This is a genomic window from Pseudomonas sp. IPO3774, from assembly GCF_013386835.1.
Taxonomy (GTDB): domain Bacteria; phylum Pseudomonadota; class Gammaproteobacteria; order Pseudomonadales; family Pseudomonadaceae; genus Aquipseudomonas.
Window position 1 is genome coordinate 59,505 of sequence record NZ_JACAQY010000023.1, and the last position, 20,164, is coordinate 79,668.

29 protein-coding genes are annotated in these 20,164 nt (G+C 61.2%); 20 read left to right on the forward strand and 9 right to left on the reverse strand.

The genetic code is table 11. From position 1 onward, the window contains the following. Positions 1-225: 225 nt before the first annotated feature. Positions 226-411: a hypothetical protein gene (locus tag HYE77_RS15450; protein WP_003212580.1), complete on the forward strand. Its 186-nt coding sequence runs from the start codon at positions 226-228 to the stop codon at positions 409-411. A 144-nt stretch (positions 412-555) separates the two neighbouring features. Continuing rightward, positions 556-840 carry a hypothetical protein gene (locus HYE77_RS15455; RefSeq protein WP_003212581.1) on the forward strand — a complete coding sequence of 95 codons (285 nt, stop codon included), beginning with the start codon at positions 556-558 and terminating at the stop codon, positions 838-840. On the opposite strand, the gene HYE77_RS15460 is transcribed toward HYE77_RS15455, so the two are convergent. The 4 genes from HYE77_RS15460 to HYE77_RS15475 all read right to left on the reverse strand — a co-directional run bounded on the left by HYE77_RS15460 (position 841) and on the right by HYE77_RS15475 (position 3,251). Then, complete coding sequence (locus HYE77_RS15460) at positions 841-1,071, reverse strand: hypothetical protein (RefSeq protein ID WP_177068956.1); 231 nt, start codon at positions 1,069-1,071, stop codon at positions 841-843. Positions 1,072-1,134: 63 nt separating this feature from the next. Further along, positions 1,135-2,058 (reverse strand): c-type cytochrome, encoded by a 924-nt coding sequence (locus tag HYE77_RS15465; RefSeq protein ID WP_003212583.1) that lies wholly within the window; start codon positions 2,056-2,058, stop codon positions 1,135-1,137. Continuing rightward, on the reverse strand, positions 2,055-2,705 hold the full coding sequence (locus tag HYE77_RS15470) for a c-type cytochrome (protein WP_087693900.1): 651 nt from the start codon (positions 2,703-2,705) through the stop codon (positions 2,055-2,057). Before HYE77_RS15470 ends, HYE77_RS15465 begins: the two co-directional genes overlap by 4 nt. Positions 2,706-2,900: 195 nt before the next feature. Beyond that, positions 2,901-3,251: a hypothetical protein gene (locus HYE77_RS15475; protein ID WP_003212585.1), complete on the reverse strand. Its 351-nt coding sequence runs from the start codon at positions 3,249-3,251 to the stop codon at positions 2,901-2,903. Positions 3,252-3,463: 212 nt separating this feature from the next. Here HYE77_RS15475 and HYE77_RS15480 point away from each other — a divergent pair, with 212 nt between their 5' ends. The 5 genes from HYE77_RS15480 (at position 3,464) to ada (ending at position 6,552) form a co-directional block, all read left to right on the forward strand. Further along, a complete protein-coding gene (locus HYE77_RS15480; protein ID WP_003212586.1) occupies positions 3,464-3,766 on the forward strand; it encodes a DUF1883 domain-containing protein in 303 nt (100 codons plus the stop codon). 11 nt (positions 3,767-3,777) lie between these two features. After that, positions 3,778-3,942 (forward strand): hypothetical protein, encoded by a 165-nt coding sequence (locus tag HYE77_RS15485; protein ID WP_166742130.1) that lies wholly within the window; start codon positions 3,778-3,780, stop codon positions 3,940-3,942. 82 nt (positions 3,943-4,024) lie between these two features. Next, positions 4,025-4,741: a 2OG-Fe(II) oxygenase gene (locus HYE77_RS15490; protein WP_008432503.1), complete on the forward strand. Its 717-nt coding sequence runs from the start codon at positions 4,025-4,027 to the stop codon at positions 4,739-4,741. After that, positions 4,731-5,411, forward strand: coding sequence for a DNA oxidative demethylase AlkB (alkB, locus tag HYE77_RS15495; protein ID WP_134326567.1), 681 nt, complete (start codon positions 4,731-4,733; stop codon positions 5,409-5,411). Before HYE77_RS15490 ends, alkB begins: the two co-directional genes overlap by 11 nt. Positions 5,412-5,487: 76 nt before the next feature. Further along, the gene (gene ada / locus HYE77_RS15500; protein ID WP_008432501.1) at positions 5,488-6,552 is read left to right on the forward strand and encodes a bifunctional DNA-binding transcriptional regulator/O6-methylguanine-DNA methyltransferase Ada; all 1,065 of its coding nucleotides are present in this window, start codon (positions 5,488-5,490) and stop codon (positions 6,550-6,552) included. 6 nt (positions 6,553-6,558) lie between these two features. Here the strand turns inward: ada and HYE77_RS15505 are convergent, their stop codons facing one another. Continuing rightward, positions 6,559-7,143: an ABATE domain-containing protein gene (locus HYE77_RS15505; protein WP_177008530.1), complete on the reverse strand. Its 585-nt coding sequence runs from the start codon at positions 7,141-7,143 to the stop codon at positions 6,559-6,561. Positions 7,144-7,319: 176 nt separating this feature from the next. Between HYE77_RS15505 and HYE77_RS15510 the strand changes: the two genes are divergently transcribed. The 7 genes from HYE77_RS15510 (at position 7,320) to HYE77_RS15540 (ending at position 13,926) form a co-directional block, all read left to right on the forward strand. Beyond that, positions 7,320-8,198 carry an alpha/beta fold hydrolase gene (locus HYE77_RS15510; protein ID WP_102604916.1) on the forward strand — a complete coding sequence of 293 codons (879 nt, stop codon included), beginning with the start codon at positions 7,320-7,322 and terminating at the stop codon, positions 8,196-8,198. A gap of 110 nt (positions 8,199-8,308) precedes the next feature. Continuing rightward, entirely contained in the window at positions 8,309-9,373 is a 1,065-nt protein-coding gene (locus tag HYE77_RS15515) for a nitronate monooxygenase family protein (protein ID WP_003212593.1), read from the forward strand. 117 nt (positions 9,374-9,490) lie between these two features. Beyond that, a complete protein-coding gene (gene modA / locus HYE77_RS15520) occupies positions 9,491-10,258 on the forward strand; it encodes a molybdate ABC transporter substrate-binding protein (RefSeq protein WP_003212594.1) in 768 nt (255 codons plus the stop codon). Further along, positions 10,259-10,939 carry a molybdate ABC transporter permease subunit gene (gene modB / locus HYE77_RS15525; protein ID WP_003212595.1) on the forward strand — a complete coding sequence of 227 codons (681 nt, stop codon included), beginning with the start codon at positions 10,259-10,261 and terminating at the stop codon, positions 10,937-10,939. Beyond that, positions 10,939-12,024 (forward strand): molybdenum ABC transporter ATP-binding protein, encoded by a 1,086-nt coding sequence (gene modC / locus HYE77_RS15530; protein WP_177068957.1) that lies wholly within the window; start codon positions 10,939-10,941, stop codon positions 12,022-12,024. The genes modB and modC overlap by 1 nt, the downstream gene beginning before the upstream one ends. A 91-nt stretch (positions 12,025-12,115) precedes the next feature. Continuing rightward, positions 12,116-13,144 carry a DNA topoisomerase IB gene (locus tag HYE77_RS15535; RefSeq protein ID WP_177068958.1) on the forward strand — a complete coding sequence of 343 codons (1,029 nt, stop codon included), beginning with the start codon at positions 12,116-12,118 and terminating at the stop codon, positions 13,142-13,144. Between the two features lie 77 nt (positions 13,145-13,221). Continuing rightward, positions 13,222-13,926, forward strand: a complete 705-nt coding sequence (locus tag HYE77_RS15540) for a YoaK family protein (RefSeq protein ID WP_003212598.1) — start codon at positions 13,222-13,224, stop codon at positions 13,924-13,926. A gap of 141 nt (positions 13,927-14,067) precedes the next feature. Here the strand turns inward: HYE77_RS15540 and HYE77_RS15545 are convergent, their stop codons facing one another. After that, complete coding sequence (locus HYE77_RS15545) at positions 14,068-14,421, reverse strand: hypothetical protein (RefSeq protein WP_087693907.1); 354 nt, start codon at positions 14,419-14,421, stop codon at positions 14,068-14,070. Between the two features lie 109 nt (positions 14,422-14,530). Here HYE77_RS15545 and HYE77_RS15550 point away from each other — a divergent pair, with 109 nt between their 5' ends. Then, complete coding sequence (locus HYE77_RS15550; protein WP_003212600.1) at positions 14,531-14,791, forward strand: hypothetical protein; 261 nt, start codon at positions 14,531-14,533, stop codon at positions 14,789-14,791. 152 nt (positions 14,792-14,943) lie between these two features. Here the strand turns inward: HYE77_RS15550 and HYE77_RS15555 are convergent, their stop codons facing one another. The 3 genes from HYE77_RS15555 to HYE77_RS15565 all read right to left on the reverse strand — a co-directional run bounded on the left by HYE77_RS15555 (position 14,944) and on the right by HYE77_RS15565 (position 16,235). Further along, the gene (locus tag HYE77_RS15555; protein WP_008432487.1) at positions 14,944-15,255 is read right to left on the reverse strand and encodes an AzlD domain-containing protein; all 312 of its coding nucleotides are present in this window, start codon (positions 15,253-15,255) and stop codon (positions 14,944-14,946) included. Further along, positions 15,252-15,947, reverse strand: coding sequence for an AzlC family ABC transporter permease (locus tag HYE77_RS15560; RefSeq protein WP_003212602.1), 696 nt, complete (start codon positions 15,945-15,947; stop codon positions 15,252-15,254). Before HYE77_RS15560 ends, HYE77_RS15555 begins: the two co-directional genes overlap by 4 nt. Before the next feature lie 72 nt (positions 15,948-16,019). Continuing rightward, the gene (locus HYE77_RS15565; protein ID WP_003212603.1) at positions 16,020-16,235 is read right to left on the reverse strand and encodes a hypothetical protein; all 216 of its coding nucleotides are present in this window, start codon (positions 16,233-16,235) and stop codon (positions 16,020-16,022) included. Between the two features lie 177 nt (positions 16,236-16,412). Between HYE77_RS15565 and HYE77_RS15570 the strand changes: the two genes are divergently transcribed. From HYE77_RS15570 to HYE77_RS15590, 5 genes are all read left to right on the forward strand, one after another. After that, entirely contained in the window at positions 16,413-16,769 is a 357-nt protein-coding gene (locus HYE77_RS15570; RefSeq protein ID WP_003212604.1) for a metalloregulator ArsR/SmtB family transcription factor, read from the forward strand. A gap of 18 nt (positions 16,770-16,787) precedes the next feature. Further along, positions 16,788-18,071, forward strand: a complete 1,284-nt coding sequence (locus HYE77_RS15575) for an arsenic transporter (RefSeq protein WP_003212605.1) — start codon at positions 16,788-16,790, stop codon at positions 18,069-18,071. Positions 18,072-18,084: 13 nt separating this feature from the next. Next, positions 18,085-18,555, forward strand: a complete 471-nt coding sequence (locus tag HYE77_RS15580; protein ID WP_003212606.1) for an arsenate reductase ArsC — start codon at positions 18,085-18,087, stop codon at positions 18,553-18,555. A gap of 80 nt (positions 18,556-18,635) precedes the next feature. Continuing rightward, positions 18,636-19,427 (forward strand): AraC family transcriptional regulator, encoded by a 792-nt coding sequence (locus HYE77_RS15585; RefSeq protein WP_023658815.1) that lies wholly within the window; start codon positions 18,636-18,638, stop codon positions 19,425-19,427. Positions 19,428-19,501: 74 nt separating this feature from the next. After that, the gene (locus HYE77_RS15590) at positions 19,502-20,113 is read left to right on the forward strand and encodes a LysE family transporter (protein WP_177068959.1); all 612 of its coding nucleotides are present in this window, start codon (positions 19,502-19,504) and stop codon (positions 20,111-20,113) included. Positions 20,114-20,164 lie beyond the last annotated feature (51 nt).

Here is a 20,164-nt window from a genome sequence, read left to right on the forward strand (position 1 = left end):
CGTTGCGATGTCAACATAGAGAAAAAATGTCGGCGTAAGTTCCGCCGGCATTCAATCAAGTACCTTCGCCGCTGTTAGAAATCGTCGGCTTGTGCCCGTCATTCAAAGGGCTCCAACCTTTTTAGCACGCTTTATGGCGATCGGCACTGACCTGCAACAACTTGCGCCGTCCCACGCCGTTTGGCGCTATCATTACGCCCTTGAACCAGACAACGAGATTGATAGATGTCAGAACCAAAAGGCGTGAACGGCTACCTGATCACCAAGCGAGCGGACGGCTGGCACTTGATCAACTTCCATGGCGACAGCGTTGCCGGCGCATTCGCGACCGAAGCTCAAGCCTGTGCCGTGGCCGAAGTGTTTGTGGATGAAGCCGGCCACGCGTCGAGCAAGCGTCCGAAAACCAAGTAACACCGCGGTAACGCCAATCAAGCCTCGTTTGACGGGGCTTTTTTGTGTTTGTCTGTACGTTGATGGCGGTTCGCTATAATCTCGCCTGTAACGCCCCACGACAGTGTCAGCGCTCCCCTCCAACACCCTGATGACGACTCCTACATGAACAAGATCCTGGCACTGATTGCGGTACTGGCGCTTACCGGTGGCTGCACCACCACTTCCGACACGGTCCTGAAGAACGGCGAACAAGGACTGGCCATCGACTGCTCCGGCGAAGCCAACTCCTGGGCCAGCTGTTATGAAAAGGCTGATGCGTCCTGCGCGGGCACCGGCTACCGGATTGTCGGCACCGAAGGCACACCGGCCCTGAAAGAAAGCGACAAGACCCTGGGCAAGGATGTCGGCAACTACAAGACCCGCAGCGTGACGGTGGTCTGCAAATAATTACATGTGAATTTCGGCGAACTTGATGCCCAGGCCGCGAATGGTCTCGATCAAGTCGTCCATGCGGGAGAAGGATTCGACTTCATCCTGGTCATCCACCAGGAAGTAGCTGCGACCGCCGCTCTTCTTGAAGAACACGATCCACTCGCCCGTATCCGCGGGATTTTGAATCACATGGGTCGCAGAAATATGCCCCCCTGCATGCTGTTCCCTGACTTGCTCACGTTTCATGACTGAGTTTCCGAAAAGACAATGCCGCTGATTCAGCGGCATTTTTTATGGGTTATCGACAGTTTAACGGATGCCTTGCCCGATCAGTACGCCATCGACCGTCTGCCCGTAAAGATTGACGCCGTCATTGGCGTGGAACTTCACCCGGGTTTTCTCCACGGAGCCGTCCACCAGGCGCGGGTCCTGAGGACGCTCGTGACGGTTGACGTAGGCCGCCACGTCCCAGGCTTGCTGGTCGGTCAGGCTGCCGCCCTGGCCCAGGGGCATGTTGTGCTTGATGAAGGACGCTGCCGTATTGATTCGATGCATCCCGGCGCCCCAGTTGTAGGAGTCTTTACCCCAGAGCGGCGGCATCACGTAGTTGTCGCCCACTTTCTGGCCCTGGCCTTCGGCGCCATGGCACACCGCGCACTGGCCCTTGTAGACCTCTGCGCCCTGGGCCAGGTCGTAACCCTTGGCGGGTGCCGGCACGTCCGGGTAGCCACGGCCCGGCAGTTCGACGCCCAAGGGAGCCTTGCTCGCCAGCCAGTAGGCATACACCGACAGCGCGGTAATCTCCGGGCTGTCTGCAGCCGGTGGCGTGCCGCCATTCATGCTGAACTGGAAACAGCCCTGCAAACGCTCGGCGAAGGTGTTGACCTTGTCGTTCTTTTTTCGATACGCCGGGTACATCGGGTAGGCACCCCACAGCGGCGCCGAATTGGCCAGGCGACCCTGGTCCAGGTGGCAATTGCTGCAATTGAGGCCATTACCGACAAATTGCGGCGCCAGGCGCTTGGTGTCGACAAACAGCGCGTAGCCCTGTTTCACCAGCTTGCCGTAGGCGTTGTCCGGCAGCTCGCTTTCTTTGGGCGGCTGGAACTGCACGGCAGCCCCATGAGCGCCGGCTGGCTGCAACTGTGACTGGTCTTCCATGGCAATAGGGGCGGCATGGACGGGTACGCCGATCAGGCTTCCCAGCAGCGGAGCAAACAAGAAGCGCTTCATGGCTTGGCCTCCTGGCCGCTCAACGAGGCAAAATAGGTGGCCACGGCCTGCACTTCTTCAGCGCTGAGGGATTTGGCGATATGGCCCATCAGATCATTCGGATCGTTATGGCGCGTGCCGCTGCGCCAGGCGTTCAACTGCGCCGCGAGGTAGGCCGCAGATTGTCCGGCCAGGGGTGGGAACCCGTCGCCGACGCCCACGCCGGCCGGGCCATGACAGCTGACACAGGCCGGAATCTGGCGCTCCCACGCACCTTGCAGGGCAATCTTTTGCGCAGCGTCAGTAGGCATCTCGCTGCGGTGCACCGGCACAGGTGCGGGCGCAGGCATTGCCGCCAGCTGCCGGGTTACAGCGCTGACTTCCTCTTCCGTGAGGGCGTTGGCCAGTGGCTGCATCACCGGGCTGTTCCGGGCGCCACTTTTAAAATCCTGCAGTTGCTTACGCAAATACCCCGCCGATAAACCGGCCAAACGCGGAAAACCCGCGGCTGCCAGCCCCAGGCCATCAGCCCCGTGGCAGGCCACGCACGGCGCAGCTCCCGGCTGCGAGCCGCCCTGCATATAAACGTTTTTCCCCTCCAGCGCGTGGGCATTGCCCAACATCAGCAACAACGCGCTACCCATCAGAACTCGTTCCAGAGACATCATCACGACTCCATTTTTATAGTTATATGCTTAGGCGAATTAGGCATAAGCCTACAAATGGTAGGGCAATGGCCCGGTCGCGACAACACTCATCCGCGAGCAAAAGGACGGTGTACTGAACCTCGCGCACAAAAAAGCCCGACGCTGCGGCAGCAGGGTCGGGCTTCTTGATCGGATTCGAGGTGGGCGGCTACAGACTCAGCCGGAAATGCACGCTTCCCCCGCAGCCTTCACGTCACCTGGACGAATAGGCACATTGGACATGCTCTCGTAGAGCTTGATACTGCTCCCGCTGGAGCGCTCTTCAATTTCAAAAATGGCCGACGGGTCGGCAGAAAACTTCTGCGGTACGATAACTTGAACACCATCCTTGTGAGGCTCGATCTGCGAAGGCCTGCGGGTTTTAGACAATTTCTGGACAACGCACGCCGCGTATTCCTGTGGTTTTTTCCCGGAGATCACTGCCAGCGTTGGTGGGGTCTGCTTGATATCCGCCACCGAAGCACATCCACCCAACGCCAGGGCCAGAACCAACACACTCCACTTCATATAAAAACCTCCGATAAAGACCCTACGACAGCGAAGAAGGTATTTTTCTCCCGCCCACGTAGGATTTATCCCTGATAACTCGGTAAATAACTGTTTTAAATTGTCGAAGTCGTCGACGACGGTCCGATAATAAACGTGCTGGGGCTGATAAACTCCATCTTAACCTACGTATCGTTCTGATTTTTCAGAAAAAGCCCTTCTGGAGACACCTTATGAAATTCATCCACCAGCGTGAGCACCTCAATGAAGGAGATATTGTCGTCATTGAATGCTCGCAAACCTGCAACATCCGCCTGATGAGCGATGCCAACTTTCGCAGCTTCAAGAACGGCGGCCGCCATACTTACCACGGCGGCGCGTTCGACAAGTTCCCGGCAAAAATCACTGCGCCCAGCACCGGGTTCTGGAACATCACCCTGGACGTCGTGACCCGCCGCGCCATCAGCGTGACCAAAAAGCCGACGTTGTCCCACAAGATCCGCATTGTGCGCCGCACCAATTCGAAACTGAGCTGACAGGAATGCCCGTGACTACCACCAAATATGTGATCAAGTACAAACTCAACGGTGAGCGCCGCTTCGAGTTCGCCCAACTGCAAGCAGGCAGCGTGGAGGAAGCCAAGGAAGCCCTGGCGAAAATCCACGATGCCAGCGATGAGATTACCGACATCAATGTGAGCAAGGCGCTGTAATTCGAGCGCAAGCATCGGAGTGTTCTGACCCTGACGACTTTCTAGACTGGCAGCCCTAATGCGCTGCCACAGGAACTTGTCGATGCCTTCCACTCCACTGCATGAACGCCTGGCCAAGCTGGACTGGGCCGCCATCGAGCAAGCCCTCGATGAACAGGGTAACGCACTGATTCCGGCCCTGCTGGATCAGCAGGAATGCGCTGAACTGAGCGGCCACTACCCCCGACCCGAACTGTTTCGCTCCCATGTGATGATGGCCAGGCACGGCTTTGGCCGGGGCGAATACAAATATTTCCGCTACCCGCTGCCAGCGCCGATCTGCGCGCTGCGTGAACAGCTGTATGGGTTCCTGGCGCCCCAGGCCAATCGCTGGAACGAACAGATGAACCTGCCGATCACCTATCCGGCGCACCATGCCGACTTCATTGCCCGCTGCCACGCTGCCGGGCAGCAACGCCCTACCCCGTTATTGCTGCAATACGGCCCAGGCGACTACAACTGCCTGCATCAGGATCTGTACGGGGAACATGTGTTTCCCCTACAAGTAGCCATCCTGTTGTCGCAGCCGGGAGAGGACTTTCGTGGCGGGGAGTTGGTGCTGACGGAGCAGCGGCCAAGAATGCAATCCCGGGCTCAGGTTGTCCCTCTCAACCAGGGTGACGCGGTAATCTTCGCGGTCAATCAGCGACCCATGCCGAGTGTGAGGGGGTTTCATCGGGTGACCTTGCGCCACGGGGTCAGTGTTCTGCACAGTGGTACCCGGCATACCTTGGGAGTGATTTTTCACGATGCGCAGTAAGACCCTTCCCGGATCAACCGCCGATTTGTTCGCCGATGAGGCGCTGCAACAGCCCCCGGGGCGCGAGCAAATCGGTGAACAATCCTACGTCCTCAGGGGCTATGCCCTGCCCTGGCTCGAGCGTTTGCTACCGGAACTGCGACGGGTATTGGCTCAATCGCCCTTCCGGCAAATGGTCACGCCCGGTGGTTTTACCATGTCGGCGGCGTTAAGCAGTTGCGGTGACTTGGGCTGGACGACCGACTCCACCGGTTATCGCTACTCCCCGATTGACCCGAATAACCAACAACCCTGGCCAGCCCTGCCGGCCGCATTGCGCGAACTGGCCGTGATGGCCGCAGCAGATGCAGGTTTCGACGATTTCGAGCCGGATGCCTGCTTGATCAACCGCTATGTGCCAGGCGCGAAAATGTCCCTGCACCAGGACAAGAACGAGCGGCGCTATGCCGCCCCGGTGGTCTCCGTGTCATTGGGTTTACCGGCGATCTTCCTGTTCGGCGGCCATGAGCGCAGCGACAAGACGCAAAAAGTCTCGCTGTTCCATGGCGACGTAGTGGTATGGGGCGGCGTGGACCGCCTGCGCTTTCACGGCGTGATGCCGATCAAGCCCGGCACGCATCCGGTCATGGGGCCGCAGCGCATCAACCTGACGTTTCGCACGGCCGGATGAATTTGACCGCAAGCATCGGAGTGATGGGAATGCCCCACGGGACTAACCTGGCATTCTTCAACCAGGAGCCACCACCATGACCGCGCGCCACGCCACCGAACAAGACCCCCGCTGGGCCGCGATTGTCGCCCGAGACGCCAAGGCCGACTTGACCTTCGTCTATGGTGTGAAAACCACCGGTGTGTACTGTCGCCCCAGCAGTTCCGCACGGCGCCCGCGCCCGGAGAACGTCGAGTTCTTCGACACCCCGCAACAGGCTGAAGCGGCGGGCTACCGGCCCAACAAGCGCGCGTCGGGGGACCAGACCCAGGTGGCCGCACGCCATGCGCAACTGGTGGCAGCGGCCTGTCGGCACATCGAACAGGCCGAAACCCTGCCGCCCCTTGAAGATCTGGCCGCCCTCGCCGGCTTGAGCCCGTTCCATTTTCATCGGGTGTTCAAGGCGGTGACCGGCCTGACGCCCAAGCGCTACGGCAGCGCTCATCGCTCGCGCAAGGTACGGGACGGCCTCAAGGACCAGCACTCGGTGACTGATGCGCTGTACGACGCCGGCTTCAATTCCAACAGCCGCTTTTATGAGGCTGCCGACCAATTGCTCGGCATGAAGCCCCGCGACTACAAAGCCGGCGGCACCAATACGGATATTCGCTTTGCCGTTGGCCAATGCTCGTTGGGCGCCATTCTGGTGGCCCAGAGCAATCGCGGTGTGTGCGCGATCCTGCTGGGGGATGACCCGGACAAACTGGTGCGCGACCTGCAGGACCAGTTTCCCCGCGCCAATCTGCTGGGTGCCGATCACGACTTCGAACAATTGATCGCCCAGGTGGTGGGCTTCATCGAAGCGCCGGCCCTGGGCCTGGACTTGCCCCTGGACTTGCGCGGCACTGCGTTTCAGGAACGGGTGTGGCAAGCCTTGCGGGAAATCCCGGTGGGGTGCACCGCCAGCTACGCCGAGATCGCCCAGCGCATCGGCGCGCCGACCGCCTATCGCGCCGTGGCCCAGGCGTGTGGTGCCAACAGCCTGGCGGTGGCGATTCCCTGCCATCGCGTGGTGCGCGCCGACGGCAATCTGTCGGGCTACCGCTGGGGTGTCGAGCGCAAGCGGCAGTTGCTGGAGCGCGAAAGCCCGGCAGAATCCTGAGGACGTCTACACCAGTTTGCGCTTGCGAAACTCGGCCACCTTATGCCGATTGCCACACAGCGCCATGCTGCACCAGCGGCGCCTGTGGCCCTTGGTGCGGTCGTAGAACCACAGCACGCACTCGGGATGTTCGCAGGTGCGGATCAGGCCGAAATCCCCTTCCACCAGTAACGTCGCGGCGGCCTCGGCAATCGGCGCCAGGAACTGCTCGGCAGTCTGCACCTTGCGCTGGCGCTCCAGCCGCAACTCGCCAGGCGCCGGCCAAGCCAGTTGCGGGTGACTGACCGCCTTGCGCAGGAACGCATTCAGCGCGCCGGGATCGCCCTGCTGGCCGGCCTTGCGCTGTTCCAGTAACACGCGGATCACTTCCCGCAATCCCCGCGCCGCGCCCAGCAGTGCCCCCTCCTCAAATACCGGTACTGCGCCCTCCTCGGCCCAGCCAAGCCGCACCAGCCAGCGCTCGACATCGGCATCGCCTTGCCAGAATTCAAAGGGCACACCGTCGACATTCGCCCGGGTATTGAGCATGTCCAGCACGGGATGATCAGCCAGGACGTAGGGTTCCAATGGGGATGGGGTGATGGCGGGCATGGCGAATCCTCTTCAAGTCCGCGCCATCGTAACCGCTGATTTCGCTTTTGAATAGTTACTAAATTCGTCAATCAGTAACCCATTAAATTAATTTGACAGGTTACATTTTCAAGTGCAGCCTGCAAAACCAGTAACCCAACAAATCAATTTAACCAGTTACAAAGAGGACTACGATCATGTCGATTTCAGCCCCGGTTGTTCGCTATCAGCACGTTGATGCCGATGGTGTGCGCATTTTCTACCGTGAAGCCGGCGACCCCTCCGCGCCGGTGTTGTTGCTGCTGCATGGCTTTCCCAGTTCGTCCCATATGTACCGTGACCTGATCCCGCTGCTTGCCACCCGTTACCGGATCATCGCCCCGGACTTGCCAGGCTTCGGCTTCACTGAAGTCCCCGCCGAACGTAATTACCACTACAGCTTCGATAACCTGGCGATCACCGTTGGCCACTTCGTCGACGCCCTGAACCTCAGTCGCTATGCCCTCTATGTGTTCGACTACGGCGCACCGGTGGGCCTGCGCCTCGCCGTGGCCCACCCGGAACGGGTCAGCGCGCTGATATCGCAAAACGGCAATGCTTACCTGGAAGGTTTGGGTGACGCCTGGGATCCGATCCGGGCCTACTGGGCCGAGCCGAGCCAGGCCAATCGCGAGGTGATCCGCAACGCGGTCATCAGCCTGGAAGGCACGCGTTATCAGTACCTGCATGGCGTGTCGCAACCGGAGCTGGTGGCGCCGGAGTCCTACATGCTCGACGTGCTCCTGATGCAGCGTCCCGGCAATGACGAGATCCAGTTGGACCTGTTCCTCGACTACCGCAACAACCTGACGCTGTACCCGGCGTTCCAGGCGTTTTTCAAGGCCACGCAAGTGCCGGCGCTGGTGATCTGGGGCCAGAACGATCCCTTCTTCATCCCGCCGGGCGCCCATGCCTACAAAGGCGACAACCCCAACGCCGTGGTGGAATTACTCGACACCGGCCACTTCGCCCTGGAAACCCACGCCGCGCACATTGCCCAACGGATTCATGCAGTACTGGGCGACGCCATCAACTGATAACCGCCCATGAAACACTGGATTCGTCCAGTGAATAATACAGACTGGCCTGGTGCTGCCTGGCCCTGCTAAAACGACGGAACAGCATTCCACCGTTGGAGAAGCGTCCCATGAGCACCTGGCCAGACACCCGAATTCTTGACCTGCTGGGCATCGAGTTACCGATCATTCAGGCGCCCATGGCCAATGCCACGAGCACGGCTATGGTGATTGCGGCCAATCAGGCCGGCGCCCTCGGTTCAATGCCGGCGGCGGCGCTCAGCATCGAGCAACTGCGCGAAGCACTCACCACGATTCGCCAGGCCAGTTCGCGGCCGCTGAACGTAAATTTCTTCTGCCATCAGCCACCGACGCCGGATGCTCACCGCGACCTTCAGTGGAAGAACCTGCTGGAAACCTACTACCGCGAGCTGGGCGCCGATTTTGACGCGCCGACGCCCGTCTCCAACCGCGCACCGTTCAACAACGCCGCCTGTGAAGTGGTGGAAGAATTCCGCCCGGAAGTGGTGAGCTTTCACTTCGGCCTGCCGGAAAAATCCCTGCTGGACCGGGTCAAGGCCACCGGGGCGAAAGTGCTGTCGTCGGCTACCACCGTCGAAGAAGCCATCTGGCTGGAACAGCACGGCTGCGATGCAATCATCGCCATGGGCAGCGAAGCCGGTGGCCATCGCGGGATGTTCCTCAGCGACGACCTGAATAGCCAGATCGGCACCATGGCCCTGGTGCCACAGGTTGTCGATGCCGTGCGCGTGCCGGTGATTGCGGCCGGCGGCATCGGGGATGCCAGGGGCATTGTCGCGGCCTTCGCCCTTGGCGCGTCAGCGGTGCAGATTGGCACCGCGTACCTGTTTACCCCCGAGGCCACCGTCTCGAAGTCACACCACCACGCCTTGCGCACTGCCCAGGCCAGTGAAACCGCGCTGACCAACCTGTTCACCGGGCGCCCGGCGCGGGGCATCATCAACCGCGTAATGCGTGAGTTGGGCGCGATCAACCCCACGGCGCCGGCGTTCCCGCTGTCCGGCGGTGCGTTGATGCCGCTCAAGGCCAAGGACGAAGCCGGCTTCAGCAACTTGTGGTCGGGCCAGGCGCTGCGCCTCGGCAAAGACATCTCCAGCTATGACCTGACGCTCGAACTGGCCGCGCAAACCCTGGAAAAACTCGGCCGACGCTGAACCTGAACTCCCGGGACAACTTTGCGCTGTACCGGCAGTGGCCAACCGCTATATATTCCCATACATAGCGGTAGCCCCCCTCTGCCTAACAAGCCGCAAACCCCAAGGAGCTTCTTGATGATGATTCGCGCCTCACGCCTGGCCCCCACGGCCCTCGCTACCCTGATCGCCGCGTTTGGCTTCTCCTCGGCGAATGCCGATGAAGTACAGGTGGCCGTGGCTGCCAACTTCACCGCACCGATCCAGGCGATTGCCGCCGACTTTGAAAAAGACACCGGCCATAAACTGGTCGCTGCTTACGGCGCTACCGGCCAGTTCTACACCCAGATCAAGAACGGCGCGCCGTTTGAAGTGTTCCTCAGCGCCGACGACACCACCCCGCAGAAGCTCGAAGCCGAGGGCGACACCGTCAAGGGCTCGCGCTTCACCTACGCGGTCGGCACCCTGGCGCTATGGTCGGCCAAGGAAGGCTACGTCGATGCCAAGGGCGAAGTGCTGAAGAAAAACCAGTTCCAGCACCTGTCCATCGCCAACCCGAAAGCCGCGCCTTATGGCCTGGCCGCCACCCAGGTGCTGGCGAAGGAAGGCCTGACCGAGAAGGTCAAGGACAAGCTCGTTGAAGGCCAGAACATCACCCAGGCCTATCAATTCGTCTCCACCGGCAACGCCGAACTGGGTTTTGTAGCGCTGTCGCAGATCTACAAGGACGGCAAAGTCACCAGCGGTTCGGCCTGGATCGTGCCGTCGTCGATGCATGACCCGATCAAGCAGGACGCGGTAATCCTCAACAAGGGCAAGGACAGCGCCGCCGCCAAGGCCCTGGTTGAATACCTCAAGGGTCCGAAAGCCGCCGCGGTGATCAAGTCCTACGGTTACGAGCTGTAAATGCCGCTGTCGAGTGCCGATTTTTCCGCGATCTGGTTGACCCTGAAACTGGCATCGCTGACCACGGTCATCCTGCTGATCATCGGCACTCCGATAGCCCTCTGGCTGTCGCGCACCCGCTCGTGGTGGCGCGGCCCCATTGGCGCGGTGGTGGCCTTGCCGTTGGTGTTGCCACCCACGGTGATCGGCTTCTACCTGCTGTTGACCATGGGCCCCAACGGCTACTTCGGCCAGTTCACCCAATGGCTGGGCCTGGGCACCCTGACCTTCAGCTTCGCCGGGCTGGTGATTGGCTCGGTGATCTATTCGATGCCGTTCGTGGTGCAGCCGTTGCAAAACGCCTTCTCCGCCATTGGCACTCGCCCACTGGAAGTGGCCGCGACCTTGCGGGCCAATCCCTGGGACACCTTTTTCACGGTGATCCTGCCCCTGGCGCGCCCGGGGTTTATCACCGCGTCGATTCTCGGTTTTGCCCACACCGTCGGCGAGTTCGGCGTGGTACTGATGATCGGCGGCAATATTCCCAACAAGACCCGGGTCGTCTCGGTGCAGATCTACGACCACGTCGAAGCCATGGAATATGCCCAGGCCCACTGGCTGGCCGGGTCCATGGTGGTGTTTTCTTTCCTGGTGTTGCTGGCGCTCTACTCCAGCCGTAAAACCAAGGCGGGCTGGAGCTGATGTCGATGATCGAGGTACGCCTGCAACTGAAGTATTCCGGGTTTGCCTTGGATGTCGACCTGCACCTGCCCGGTCGCGGGGTGACGGCGCTGTACGGCCATTCCGGCTCCGGCAAGACCACCTGCCTGCGTTGCATCGCCGGGCTGGAGCGGGCTGAAGAGGGTTTCGTGCAGATCAACGACGAGGTCTGGCAAGACAGCCGCAAAGGACTGTTCGTGCCACCCCACAAACGCGCCCTGGGTTACGTGTTTCAAGAAGCCAGCCTGTTCCCGCATTTGTCGGTACTGGCCAACCTGGAGTTCGGCCTCAAGCGCATCCCGCGCCAGCAACGCCGGGTGGAGATGAGCCACGCCACCGAACTATTGGGCATCGGCCACCTGCTGGAGCGCCATCCGCAGCACCTTTCCGGCGGTGAGCGCCAGCGCATCGGCATCGCCCGCGCCCTGCTCACCAGCCCGAGCCTGTTGCTGATGGATGAACCGTTGGCCGCGCTGGACAGCAAACGCAAAAGCGAGATCCTGCCGTATCTCGAACGCCTGCATGATGAACTGGAGATTCCGGTGCTGTACGTCAGCCATGCCCAGGACGAAGTGGCGCGCCTGGCTGATCACATCGTGTTGCTCAGTGACGGCAAGGCCCTGGCCAGCGGCCCCATCGGCGAAACCCTGGCCCGGCTTGACCTGCCCATGGCCCTGGGCGACGACGCCGGCGTGGTGATCAACGGCACCGTCAGCGCCTACGACGAGCATTACCAGTTGCTCACCCTGCAATTGCCCGCGAGCCAATTGCAGATGCGCGTGGCCCATGCACCATTGGCGCTGGGCAAACCGTTGCGTTTCAAGATCCAGGCGCGGGACGTCAGCTTGAGCCTGCAGGCCGAGGAACACAGCAGCATCCTCAATCGCCTGCCGGTGACGGTGACCCAGGAAATCCCTGCCGACAACACCGCCCATGTGCTGGTGAGCCTGGACGCGGCCGGCACGCCGCTGCTGGCGCGCATCACCCGTTACTCGCGGGACCAGTTGCAGCTGCATCCCGGCCAGACGCTGTGGGCGCAAATCAAGGCGGTGGCGGTACTGGCCTGACTGCCCGACAGCTGCTATGGGGGAGCAAACTTGTTGGCACGACCGCAAAACCCTGCGGTCAATCAGAAATACCTGCCAAGGAATTTGCGCCATGCCCGATCCTGCGTTGCTTGCCGACCTGCCCCGCGACCTGCATTACGTCGACGATACCCAGCCCGGCCTGTCCCGGAAAAAGCTGCGGGGCAAATTCCAGTACTTCAAGGCCGACGGCACACGCATAACCGATGCCGACGAAATCAAGCGCATCAACGCCCTCGCAGTGCCGCCGGCGTATACCGATGTGTGGATCTGCGCCGACCCGCGCGGCCATCTACAGGCCACCGGGCGGGATGCCCGGGGGCGCAAGCAGTACCGCTACCACCCGCGCTGGCGCGAGGTGCGCGACACCGACAAGTATTCCCGGCTGCAACAGTTCGGCAGCGCGCTGCCCAAGTTGCGCAAACAGTTGGAAGCACAGATCGAGGCGCCAGGGTTCAATCGGGAAAAGGTCCTGGCCACGGTGGTGCTGCTGCTCGACGCCACCCTGATCCGCGTCGGCAATACCCAATATGCCCGCGACAACCGCTCCTACGGCCTGACCACCCTGCGCACCCGCCATGTGGATATCAAGGGCAGTGAGATCCTGTTCCAGTTTCGCGGCAAGAGCGGCATCGAGCACCAGATCAGCGTCAAGGACCGGCGCCTGGCCACGGTGATCAAGCGTTGCCTGGAGTTGCCGGGGCAGAACCTGTTCCAGTACCTGGACGAGAACGGCGAGCGCCATACCGTCAGCTCCACCGATGTGAATGCCTACCTGCACACCCTGACCGGCGCGGATTTTACCGCCAAGGACTACCGCACCTGGGCCGGCAGCGCCCTGGCGCTGGCAGTGCTGCGCGAGCTTGAGTGGCAGCCGGAATCCGACGCCAGGACACATGTGGTGGAGATGGTCAAGAACGTTGCCAAGCAACTGGGCAACACGCCGGCGGTGTGCCGCAAGTGCTACATCCACCCGGCGGTGCTGGAGCATTTCAGCCTGGGCGAACTGGCGAAGCTGCCCAAGCCCCGAGTGCGCAAAGGCTTGAAAGCCGAGGAAGTCGGGCTGGCGATGTTTCTGGAACAACTGGCCGAACGCCTGTAAGTGTGCCAAGTCATTGCAGCGGAGCACGAAGCGCCCTACGGTAGTGGCCGGATAATCTCACCGAGGAACCCGGCCCCATGCTGCCTTCATCCCTGAAGCCCTACACCAACGCCGCCTTGCTGCATCGCCACAAATGGCGCGGGCGTGTCGGGTTGCTGCTGGTGGCGAGCCTTTCCGTGCTGGCGGGCATGACCGATGCAATTGGTTTCATGGCCAGCGGGGATTTTGTGTCGTTCATGAGCGGCAACACCACGCGCCTCGCCGTGGCGATCAGCGAAGGCGACCTGGGCCTTACCGGGCGCCTGACGTTGCTGGTGGCGACGTTTATCGCCGGGAATGCGCTGGGCGTGATGGTCAGCCGCGTCAGCCGGCGCCACGCCCTGCCCCTGTTGCTGTGCATCGCCACCCTGCTGTGCGGGGCTGCGGCCTGGCCGTTCGCCGATCAATTGCCGGCGTTGCTGGCAGCGATCATCGCCATGGGCATGCTGAATGCCGCCGTCGAAGAAGTGAACGGGTTGCCCGTGGGGCTTACCTATGTCACCGGGGCGCTGTCACGCTTTGGTCGCGGGCTGGGCCGCTGGATGCTCGGTGAACGCCGCAACGGCTGGCGCGTGCAACTGATCCCGTGGGCCGGGATGTTTGTGGGTGCGGTGATCGGTGCGTTGCTGGAGCACCACATGGGGATTCGTGCGCTGCTGGTCAGCGGGGTGCTGTCGGCGCTGTTGGGGCTGGTGTCGCTGAAGATTCCGCGGCGCTGGCACCTGGGGTACATGCCCCGCTAGAAAACAGTTGCCCTCCCGACGCTCCGGCCTCGACATCCCTGTACCGGTAAAGAGCCGTCACGCCGGGTGAGCGGGAAAATACTAAAACAATGCCTGCGGGACTGTCCGCAGGGCATTTCTGAACTTTTCTAACGGAATGGATTACAGGCAGGTCGCCAGTGCCGCCAGGCGGCGCTTGGCCGGATAGTCATCCTGGGCCGCGTAATAGTTGACGGAGGCGCCGGCGCCGGCACTGCGCACGTCGACAAAATAGTCACCTGCCGTGGTGTAGATGGTGAAGCCACCAGCCTGTGCAGGCTCCATGAAACCACCGGCATCCACCCCGAACACCGCTTCATCCTGCCAGCCGAACTGGATGCACTGGGCAACCACCAGCGGAGCCTTGTCCGAGGCCAGGGTTTTGTAGGGCGCGCCGGTACGCGCCTCTTTCATCTTCGAGCCCGCGCAACCGGCCAGCGATGCCAGGACCAAAGCGCCAATTACCACCATCCGCATACCGAAGCTTCCTTGGAAAAAACGCGACTGTACCATTAGCAGGCGACACCGAAGGATTATTGCGTCACCCTGCCGCCTACTTACGAACCCGCTTTTACCCGGAAACCCCATGACACCCAATGCCGAGCGCTACAACCCCTCCACCGACTACGCCGACAAGCTGATCAGCCGCATCGGCCAGACGCCTTCGTGGATCGCCAAACGCATCGGCGTGACCGACAAGCGCATCCGCTACATCCTTGACGGCGAGCGCACCGTGAAGGGCGAAAGCACCCCGATCCAGATGACCTACACCGAGCAGTTTGCCCTGGAATGCCTGGCGGCCGAGGCGAAAGCCAACAAGAAAGCCGCCGCCCCGGTTATCGAATAGCTGACAGATTCATGAACTTTGTTTCACTGTGAAGGAAGGCCTCGCCGCCTATAGTCGGCAGGCTCATTTTTAAGAAGTCTCCCTTCCAGCCTGCCCTCCCGCAGGCTTTTTTTTGCCTTGGTTTTGCTCCCCCCGTAGCAGGAGTTTGTTGGTCAGAGCAGCCAGCGGAACAGATAGAACAGCGCCATGCTCAGCAACACGGTGATCAGCACGCTGCGGGTCCAGAACATCAACGCCACGGCGCTGATTCCGGCCAGCAGGTAGGGGTTGCCCACACTCAGGTTGAGCTTGTGATCAGCCAGGAAAATGATCGGGCCGCAGATGGCGGTGAGCATCCCCGGTACGGCAAACCCGAGAAACTCCCGCGCCCCGCGATTGAGGCGCACCGGCAGGCGCGGCTCGAGAAACAGGTAGCGGTTAAGAAACACGATCAGGCCCATGCCAAAAATCATCACGAAGATCATTGTTGCCCTACTCCCAGCCGCTTGCAGGCAAACCCTGCGCTCATCCCCAACACACCGGACACCACCACCGCCGACTCCCAGTGCAGGTAGCTCAGCCAAACCGAGCACAGCAACGACACGGCTACGCAGACAATGGTCGGCACGTCGCGCACTACCGGGGTGATCAGGGCGATAAAGGTCGCGGCAATCGAGAATTCCAGGCCCAGTTGATCCAGCCCGGGAATGCTTTTGCCGAGCACGATGCCGGCGAAGGTAAAGACGTTCCAGATGATATAGAACGTCAGGCCGACGCCCAGGGCGTACCAGCGATTGAAGGTCTGGCGGTCGTACTGGCTGACCAGGGCGAAGAATTCGTCGGTCAGCAAAAAGCCCAGGCTCATGCGCCACCGTGGTTTGAGCGGCGACAGCGTGGGACGCATGTGCATGCCGTAGAGCAAATGCTGGGAGGTCAGCAGCAAGGTGGTCAGCAGGATCGAAATCAGGCTGGCGCCGCTCTTGACCATACCGATGGCCACCAATTGTGCGGCACCGGCAAACACGATGGTCGACAGCCCCTGGGCTTCCAGCGGCGTGAATTGGGCATCAATTGCAGTCGAACCGGCCAGCAATCCCCACGGCGCACACGCCAGGGACAATGGAATGATCGCAATCGCGCCACGGGAAAAGGCGTTCAGAGGCAGAGCGTTAGGCATACACAACAAGCTCATCGACAGTCAGTCGACAAGCATGCCAGCGGTATCAGGGATTGTCTTGAACGATCGTGCTCAAGCCAGTTTGACCGACACCCGCTCCACCGCGTCCCGGGCTTCGCGCAGTTCGTGGGCGTCCTGGTTGAGCCGGTGGATGGTATTGAGCAGGCGCTGGCGCAGCACTTCATCGCTGAGCTTTTCGACGGCGCGCATCAGGTCAAAGGCCGCGGTTTCGTTATTGTCCGCGACGGAATCCAGGGTCTTGCGCAGGTTGCGAGTGGCACGGGTCACACGTTTTCTTCCTTCATTACCAATGGGCAGGCACTTTAGGACATTTGTGTTTCAGTTTAATTTCAACCACTTGTCATCGATTGTCGGGCACTTGACGCAGGTCAATCGAAACAAGGTTTGACCAATATATATGGATATCCGTATATTCGTATTTCCATATGTATCAAGGCACTGACCATGTCAGATCTTTTCTCCCCGCCCAACGTCTTCAAATGCCTGGCCGACGCCACCCGCGCCAGGCTGACGTTGTTGATCCTGCGTGAAGGCGAACTTTGCGTGTGCGAATTGATCCATGCTCTGGACGACAGCCAGCCGAAAATCTCCCGCCACCTGGCGCAACTGCGCAGTTGCGGGTTGCTGCTGGACCGTCGCCAGGGCCAGTGGATTTATTACCGCCTCAACCCGGCCTTGCCGGAGTGGGTGACGGCAGTGCTCGACACCACCCTGCAAGCCAACCAAGCCTGGTTAAAAACAGACGCCCAGCGTCTGGAAACCATGGGTGACCGACCACAACGGGCCAGCGCCTGCTGCTGATCCTGCGGAGAGCTTTTCATGCTTGTTGCCGTTGCTATCTTTCTGTTCACCATCATCCTGGTCATCTGGCAGCCCAAGGGCCTGGGCGTGGGCTGGAGCGCCACGATGGGCGCGATCCTGGCCCTGGCCTGTGGGGTTATCAGCCTGGCCGACATCCCGGTGGTGTGGCACATCATCTGGAACGCCACCGGGACCTTCGTCGCGCTGATCGTCATCAGCCTGCTGCTGGATGAGGCGGGCTTCTTCGCCTGGGCTGCCTTGCATGTGGCGCGCTGGGGCCGTGGGCGCGGTCGGCGACTGTTCGCGTACATGGTGCTGCTGGGCGCGCTGGTATCGGCTTTGTTCGCCAACGACGGCGCGGCGCTGATCCTCACGCCCATCGTGATGTCGATGCTGTTGGCGTTGCGCTTTTCTCCGGCGGCCACCCTGGCGTTCGTCATGGGCGCCGGGTTTATCGCCGACACCGCGAGCCTGCCGCTGGTAGTCTCCAACCTGGTGAACATCGTCTCGGCCGACTATTTCAAGATCGGCTTCAACGAATACGCCGCAGTGATGGTGCCGGTGAACCTGGTGAGCGTCGCCGCGACCCTCGCCGTATTGCTGTGGTTTTTCCGCCGGGACATTCCGCAAACCTACGACCCGGCCGACCTCGACGACCCTGCCAGTGCGATCCACGACCGCGCCACTTTCCGCGCCGGCTGGTGGGTGCTGGGCATCCTGCTGGTGGGCTGCTTTGCCCTGGAACCGCTGGGCATTCCCATCAGCGCAATTTCTGCCGCCTGCGCCATATTACTGCTGGTGATCGCCGCCAAGGGCCACAAAATCTCCACCCGCAAGGTGCTGAAGGAAGCGCCCTGGCAGATCGTGATTTTCTCCCTGGGCATGTACCTGGTGGTCTACGGCCTGCGTAACGCCGGGCTGACCGACTACCTCGCGACCTGGCTCGACACCTTCGCAAGCTATGGCGTATGGGGCGCGGCCTTGGGCACCGGTGTACTCACCGCGCTGCTGTCTTCGGCGATGAACAACCTGCCAACCGTGCTGATCGGCGCGCTCTCCATCGAGGCCAGCCACGCCGTGGGCGTGGTCAAGGACGCGATGATCTACGCCAACGTGATCGGCAGCGACCTCGGCCCCAAAATCACCCCTATCGGCAGCCTGGCGACCTTGCTCTGGCTGCACATCCTGGCACGCAAAGGCATCACCATCACCTGGGGTTACTACTTCAAGGTCGGGATCGTGCTGACCCTGCCGGTACTGTTGATCACCCTCGCCGCCCTGGCCTTGCGCCTGAGTTTCTGACGGAGTTCGCTTGATGAAAGTCCTGTTCATGTGCACCGCCAACAGCTGCCGCAGCATTCTTTCGGAAGCCTTGTTCAACCATCTGGCGCCGGACGGTTTCCAGGCCATCAGCTCCGGGAGCTTCCCCAAGGGCCAGGTGCTGCCACGCAGCCTGACCACGCTGAAAGCCGCCGGCATCAGCACCGAAGGCTTGTACAGCAAGGGCAACGACGCCTTTGAAGGCAGCCCGCCAGACATCGTCGTCACCGTATGCGACAAGGCTGCCGGAGAAGCTTGCCCGGTGTATTTCGGCCCGGCGCTCAAGGCGCATTGGGGATTGGAGGATCCGTCGGATGTTCAAGGCGATGAAGCCCAAGTCGACGCCGCGTTCCGCGCCACCCTGAAAATCATTGAACGACGCTGCCGGGCTTTTTTCGAGATTCCGTTCGCCAGCCTCAGCCCCATCGAAATCAAGGCCGAGCTTGATCGCATCGCCACGCTGTAACCGAAGAGCCGGGCGAGTAGTCGATCTGAAGCCCTTTTCCGGCGTATGCTCGCGGGCAACGGTCACAGCGAGCCCCCTCAATGAGTTCCATGCAGCACGCCTGGCTGGGCAACTACGAAGTCAGCAGCACCGCCTGCACCGGCCTGACATTTGCCCGCCACAGCCATGATGAATGCGTGATCGGCGTCAACCTGCTCGGCGAGGAACAGGTGTGGCTGGATCGTCGCACCTTCGAGGCCGGCCCCGGCAGCATCACCCTGTACAACCCGGGGCAGATTCAAGGCGGCGGCGCGGCCGAAGGGCAGCCGTGGCGGTTTGTCAGCTTGTATGCGACTGCCGAGCAATTGGCGGCTGATCTGGGTCTGGCGCACCTGGAGTTCGACCGTTCGCTGTGCTTCCAGCCGGCGTTGGCGATGAAACTCGCCGGGGCGATTGAAGGTGCGTTGAGTGTCGATCCGCTGGCCCGGGAGCTGAGTGAGGAAGCCCTGGTGGTGCTGCTCGGCGAAGTCGTCGGTTGCAGCGGCGTCCGCTTGCCTGGCAGCACTGCGGTGGGACGCGGGTTGGTGATCAAGGCCCAGGAATTGCTGGCTGAAAACCTGCACCAGGCGGTGGCACTCGAGACCCTTGGTGACGAGTTGGGCCTGTCGAAATTCCATCTGCTGCGGGCTTTTCAGAAAGAAACCGGGCTGAGTCCACGCCAGTGGGCGATGCAACTGCGTACCCGGCGCGCCAAGGGGCTGTTGCGCTCAGGCGTTGCGGCGTCGCAGGTTGCCCATGCCTTGGGGTTTGCTGACCAGAGCCATCTGAATCGGCATTTCCGGGCGGCCTACGGGATCACACCGGGGCGCTATCAACGCGTGCTCAAGGGCTGAAAAGCGCAATCTGGTTCAAGACGACTTACACACCCTTCCCTAAAATGCCGGCCATCACTTGAAGGAAGGCAGGCATGTTGACGATCTTTTTTTCGGCGCTGGTGTTTGGGTTTGTGTTTTGCCTGTCGCCGGGGGCGGTGCTGGCGGAGACGCTGCGCCGTGGGCTGCTGCATGGGTTTACCCCTGCGCTGTTGGTGCAGATCGGTTCGCTGGTGGGCGATGCCGTGTGGGCAGTGATCGGGCTTACGGGCATGGCGTTGTTGATCCAGCATGAGTCGGTGCGGGTGCCGCTGACGGCCGTTTGTGGGCTGTATCTGGCCTGGCTCGGGATTCGCAGCCTGATGGATGCCTGGCGCTTGCCAGAGGCCGGGAGTGCGCCGGCCAGGTCCGGGCAGAATGCGCTGGTGGTGGGGGCGGCGATTTCCCTGGCCAATCCGAAGAACATTGTCTATTGGGGGGCGCTGGGGAGTGCGTTATCGGGGATAGTCGGGGCGGCGCCTAGCCATGGGCAGACGTTGATGTTTTTTGCGGGGTTTATGCTGGCTTCGGTGTTGTCGTGTTTTTTGATTGCGGGGTTGGTCAATTTGCTGCGGCGGAATGCTTCGCCCATGTGGCAGAGGGTTAGCTATGGGGCGTGTGGGCTGGTGCTGCTGTATCTGGCGATGTTGGCGTTGCGGGGGATTTGAGGGGGCATATCCGTTATTTGGGTAACGGCGGCCTATGGTTCCGCTCTTACA

Excerpts from the sequence above, each read along its gene's own strand:
- modA (WP_003212594.1), top strand. The coding sequence starts at position 9,491 with ATGATGATTCGCGCCTCACGCCTGGCCCCCACGGCCCTCGCTACCCTG.
- HYE77_RS15470 (WP_087693900.1), bottom strand. The coding sequence starts at position 2,705 with ATGATGTCTCTGGAACGAGTTCTGATGGGTAGCGCGTTGTTGCTGATG.
- HYE77_RS15535 (WP_177068958.1), top strand. The coding sequence starts at position 12,116 with ATGCCCGATCCTGCGTTGCTTGCCGACCTGCCCCGCGACCTGCATTAC.
- HYE77_RS15575 (WP_003212605.1), top strand. The coding sequence starts at position 16,788 with ATGCTTGTTGCCGTTGCTATCTTTCTGTTCACCATCATCCTGGTCATC.
- HYE77_RS15475 (WP_003212585.1), bottom strand. The coding sequence starts at position 3,251 with ATGAAGTGGAGTGTGTTGGTTCTGGCCCTGGCGTTGGGTGGATGTGCT.
- HYE77_RS15590 (WP_177068959.1), top strand. The coding sequence starts at position 19,502 with ATGTTGACGATCTTTTTTTCGGCGCTGGTGTTTGGGTTTGTGTTTTGC.
- HYE77_RS15545 (WP_087693907.1), bottom strand. The coding sequence starts at position 14,421 with ATGCGGATGGTGGTAATTGGCGCTTTGGTCCTGGCATCGCTGGCCGGT.
- HYE77_RS15505 (WP_177008530.1), bottom strand. The coding sequence starts at position 7,143 with ATGCCCGCCATCACCCCATCCCCATTGGAACCCTACGTCCTGGCTGAT.
- HYE77_RS15450 (WP_003212580.1), top strand. The coding sequence starts at position 226 with ATGTCAGAACCAAAAGGCGTGAACGGCTACCTGATCACCAAGCGAGCG.
- HYE77_RS15510 (WP_102604916.1), top strand. The coding sequence starts at position 7,320 with ATGTCGATTTCAGCCCCGGTTGTTCGCTATCAGCACGTTGATGCCGAT.
- HYE77_RS15540 (WP_003212598.1), top strand. The coding sequence starts at position 13,222 with ATGCTGCCTTCATCCCTGAAGCCCTACACCAACGCCGCCTTGCTGCAT.
- modC (WP_177068957.1), top strand. The coding sequence starts at position 10,939 with ATGTCGATGATCGAGGTACGCCTGCAACTGAAGTATTCCGGGTTTGCC.
- HYE77_RS15455 (WP_003212581.1), top strand. The coding sequence starts at position 556 with ATGAACAAGATCCTGGCACTGATTGCGGTACTGGCGCTTACCGGTGGC.
- HYE77_RS15580 (WP_003212606.1), top strand. The coding sequence starts at position 18,085 with ATGAAAGTCCTGTTCATGTGCACCGCCAACAGCTGCCGCAGCATTCTT.
- HYE77_RS15550 (WP_003212600.1), top strand. The coding sequence starts at position 14,531 with ATGACACCCAATGCCGAGCGCTACAACCCCTCCACCGACTACGCCGAC.
- HYE77_RS15585 (WP_023658815.1), top strand. The coding sequence starts at position 18,636 with ATGAGTTCCATGCAGCACGCCTGGCTGGGCAACTACGAAGTCAGCAGC.
- HYE77_RS15460 (WP_177068956.1), bottom strand. The coding sequence starts at position 1,071 with ATGAAACGTGAGCAAGTCAGGGAACAGCATGCAGGGGGGCATATTTCT.
- HYE77_RS15515 (WP_003212593.1), top strand. The coding sequence starts at position 8,309 with ATGAGCACCTGGCCAGACACCCGAATTCTTGACCTGCTGGGCATCGAG.
- modB (WP_003212595.1), top strand. The coding sequence starts at position 10,259 with ATGCCGCTGTCGAGTGCCGATTTTTCCGCGATCTGGTTGACCCTGAAA.
- HYE77_RS15560 (WP_003212602.1), bottom strand. The coding sequence starts at position 15,947 with ATGCCTAACGCTCTGCCTCTGAACGCCTTTTCCCGTGGCGCGATTGCG.
- HYE77_RS15555 (WP_008432487.1), bottom strand. The coding sequence starts at position 15,255 with ATGATCTTCGTGATGATTTTTGGCATGGGCCTGATCGTGTTTCTTAAC.
- HYE77_RS15480 (WP_003212586.1), top strand. The coding sequence starts at position 3,464 with ATGAAATTCATCCACCAGCGTGAGCACCTCAATGAAGGAGATATTGTC.
- alkB (WP_134326567.1), top strand. The coding sequence starts at position 4,731 with ATGCGCAGTAAGACCCTTCCCGGATCAACCGCCGATTTGTTCGCCGAT.
- ada (WP_008432501.1), top strand. The coding sequence starts at position 5,488 with ATGACCGCGCGCCACGCCACCGAACAAGACCCCCGCTGGGCCGCGATT.
- HYE77_RS15465 (WP_003212583.1), bottom strand. The coding sequence starts at position 2,058 with ATGAAGCGCTTCTTGTTTGCTCCGCTGCTGGGAAGCCTGATCGGCGTA.
- HYE77_RS15490 (WP_008432503.1), top strand. The coding sequence starts at position 4,025 with ATGCCTTCCACTCCACTGCATGAACGCCTGGCCAAGCTGGACTGGGCC.
- HYE77_RS15570 (WP_003212604.1), top strand. The coding sequence starts at position 16,413 with ATGTCAGATCTTTTCTCCCCGCCCAACGTCTTCAAATGCCTGGCCGAC.